This is a genomic window from Kitasatospora sp. NPDC057198, assembly GCF_042670125.1.
Taxonomy (GTDB): domain Bacteria; phylum Actinomycetota; class Actinomycetes; order Streptomycetales; family Streptomycetaceae; genus Kitasatospora.
In genome coordinates, this window is sequence record NZ_JBHUWH010000741.1 from 1 (window position 1) to 2447 (window position 2447).

The following is a 2447-nucleotide window of genomic DNA, read 5'->3' on the forward strand; positions in this document are numbered from 1 at the left end:
GGTGACGGTCTCGGCGGTGACGGGCTCGGCCGTCAGGTACGGGCCGGGGACGGCGGCGGCCCCGAAGCCCCCGGCGGCGGGCACCAGTCGGTGCACCGAGACCGGGGAGGCCACCAGCAGCGGCGGCACGGACGGCACCGACGGCAGTGGCGGTGCGGGCGGGGCCGGCGGCACGGGGGCCGTCGGCGCGAGGGTGTCGGACCACATCAGGAGAGCACCAGCCGGTCGGCGATGGCGGCCAGGCGCAGCCGGGCCATCGCCAGGTTGGCGGTGTCCCGGTCCAGCCGCAGGTAGAGGAAGACGTTGGCGTCGAAGGGCGCGGGCACGAAGCGCAGCAGGTGGTAGTTGCCCCCGGAGGTGACGATGACGTCCTCGGCGGGCGGTGCCCCGGTGTCCGGGTCGGCGAACGAGGGGGTCTGGGTGACCGCGCGGGCGAGCTCGGTGGCGTCGGCCGCGCCGACCTCGTGGTCGCCGTCGGGGCCGAGACCGGCGGTGCCTATGGCCAGGCCGTTGGTCCAGTCGACCAGGCTGACCCCCAGGGCGCCGCCGATCCCCATGGCTTCCGCAAGGCACTCCTCGATCCCGGGCACGAACCGCGTTCCCTCCCCACCGTGCGGGGGCACGGTGCGTCGCCGTCACCGCCTTCACCTGCGGTAGTCTGACCAGGACGCAACGCTACCGGCGCTGCCACGGGAGGGCGAGACTTTCCGCCATATCCCTCGGGCATATGCACGAATGCGCTATGGTGCGCGGTTCCTGGGGGGTTGCGGTGAAGGCGGCGCGGCGCGGCCGGGTCACTCCGCGGGGCTCTCCGCCGGGTCCTGGACGGGGAGTTCGCGCATCCGGGGAATGGGCGAGAAGAGCACCCACAGGCCGGAGGAGACCGCGCCGACGGCGGCGATCCACAGTGCGGGGCGCAGGCCCAGGGTGCTGCCGAGCAGGCCGCCGAGCAGCGAACCCAGCGGGCGGACACCGTAGTTGACCGCCTGGTAGGCGCCGAAGACGCGCGAGCGCAGGGCGTCGGGGATGCAGGCGGCGAAGACCGCGCCCGCGGTGATGTCGAGGATCATCACGCCGGCGCCGGAGAGGAACTCGGCGCCGAACAGCAGCGCCGCGGAGGTGGTCACCGAGCCGCCCGCCAGCGGGAGCAGCAGCAGCGGGGCGGGGAAGAGCACCAGGCCGAACAGCAGCGCCGGGCCGACGCCGATCCGGGCGGAGAGCCGTCCGGTGACCGCCGCGCCGAGCAGCGTGCCGACCGCCGCGGCGCCCATCACCGCGCCCAGCAGGCCCGCGCTGAAACGGAGTTCGGTGGTGGCGTAGAGGACGAACAGCGCGCCGATGACGAAGGTGAACAGGTTGACGGTGGCGGTGCCGAGCAGGGTGGCCCGGACCACCGGGGCCCGCCGGATCCAGCGCAGGCCCTCGGCGGCGCCGCCGTGGCCCTCCTCGGCGGCCGGCGGCTCGACCGGGTCGATCCGCCGCAGGAAGGCGGCGGAGGCCAGGAAGGAGCAGGCGTCCACCACCAGGGCCACGGGCGCGGCCAGGAGTTGGACCAGCAGGCCGCCGAGCCCGGGGCCGGCCACGTAGGTCGCGGCCCGGCTGCCGTTGACCAGCGCGTTGCCGCGCAGGTACTGGTCGGGGGGCACCAGGGCGACGAACACCGGCGGGTTGCAGACGTTGAAGAACACCGACAGCGCGCCGACGGCCAGCACCACCGCGTACAGCTGCACCAGGGTCAGCACCCCGGCCGCGTACGCCAGCGGGACGGTCAGCAGGACGGCGGCGCGGCCCAGGTCGGTGGCGATCATCACCCGGCGGCGGCGCCCGTAGCGGTCGGCCCAGCCGCCCGCGTGCAGCGAGAGCAGCAGGTACGGGAGGTAGCCGGCGGCGGAGAGGTAGCCCATCTGGGCGGCGTCGGCGTGCAGCACGGAGACGGCGATCAGCGGGACGACCAGCAGGGTGATCTGGTCGCCGAGCGAGGAGACGGTCTGGCCGGTCCAGTAGCGGCGGAAGGCCGGGTCGTGCAGCAGCTCGGGTATCCGGCGGCGGACGGCGGCGGCCGGGCGGGTGTTGAGGAGGGTCACGACGCCTGTCCCTCCGGGGTGTCGGTGGGGACGGCGAGCCGGATCAGCTGGACGGGGCGGGCGCCCTCGGGGTGCGGGCCGTCGCTGCCCAGGCGCTCCACGTAGGGGCGGGTCAACTCGTCGATGCGGGCGTTCAGTTCGGCCAGTTCGCCGGCGGTGAGCAGGGCGGCGCTGTCGCCGAAGCCGGCCGCCTCGCGCCACTCGGGGGTGTCGGTGCCGCGGTGCAGCAGCCAGCCGGTGGCGCGGGCGAAGTAGCCGTCCAGCACGGCCCGTTGCAGGGCCTCGGTGGGGGCGGCCTGCTCCGGGTCGGCGGGGGAGGCGTCCCAACTGGTGAAGGCGGCGGTCGCGCGCCAGGGTTTCTCC

General features: G+C 75.2%; 2 protein-coding genes and 2 pseudogenes. All 4 read right to left on the bottom strand.

The features are described 5' to 3' along the window. Nucleotides 1–207: pseudogene (locus ACFUEL_RS38465) on the bottom strand (hypothetical protein); the annotation flags it as partial. Next, a complete protein-coding gene (locus tag ACFUEL_RS38470; protein ID WP_380242683.1) occupies nt 207–590 on the bottom strand; it encodes a hypothetical protein in 384 nt (127 codons plus the stop codon). The pseudogene ACFUEL_RS38465 and the gene ACFUEL_RS38470, both read right to left, overlap by 1 nt. A 204-nt stretch (nt 591–794) precedes the next feature. Next, nucleotides 795–2084, bottom strand: a complete 1290-nt coding sequence (locus tag ACFUEL_RS38475; RefSeq protein WP_380242684.1) for an MFS transporter — start codon at nt 2082–2084, stop codon at nt 795–797. Continuing rightward, nucleotides 2081–2447: pseudogene (locus tag ACFUEL_RS38480) on the bottom strand (ArsR family transcriptional regulator); the annotation flags it as partial. The pseudogene ACFUEL_RS38480 and the gene ACFUEL_RS38475, both read right to left, overlap by 4 nt.